Below are 517 nucleotides of genomic sequence, written 5' to 3'. Positions count from 1 at the left end.
AGCCTTTGACCGAGGTAATCGTAGGGGTGACCAACTCAATGGCCTTGATGGTGTAAACCTGGTTCGGGAACACCAGCGCATTTTCGACCTTGTTGCTTTTATCCAGCGCGGCCTTGAAGGTGAGCGTCAAAGTGCTGTCATGGGCCAGCAGCGTGAAGTAGCTGTTGGTCACGCTATGAGGCCAATACCCTTGCTCGACCCACGTCCGGTTGACACTCTTGCTTCCTCCGGCCCACATGAAAGTATTGTGATCCAAACCATCCGCTTTTTTGCCTAACAGGCTCATCCACACCTGCTGACCTTCGGCGATCAACGCCCAGACACGCGCATGTATCGTTCCCGCTCTGGTGCCCAGTGCCACCACGTCCAGCACGTTGTTGGCGTCGGCGTCAGTAATCATCGGTGAGTTGAGCTCCGTGACGGGCAAGGCGCCAACACTCAACGTGAGCGGTAGCGAGGTCGTGGGCTTGCCATCCCGGGTGACGGTGTAGGTCACGCTCACTGTCTTGCCCAGGTT

1 protein-coding gene is annotated in these 517 nt (G+C 57.1%); it reads right to left on the bottom strand.

Annotation, left to right across the window (positions count from 1 at the left end):
* On the bottom strand, positions 1-496 hold a 496-nt coding region (locus tag AACY45_RS27915), incomplete at its 3' end, for a hypothetical protein (RefSeq protein WP_445261232.1).
* Positions 497-517 lie beyond the last annotated feature (21 nt).

Source organism: Pseudomonas sp. RA_35y_Pfl2_P32 (assembly GCF_963970735.1).
Classification (GTDB): domain Bacteria; phylum Pseudomonadota; class Gammaproteobacteria; order Pseudomonadales; family Pseudomonadaceae; genus Aquipseudomonas.
This window is presented reverse-complemented; position numbering and strand designations above follow the sequence as displayed.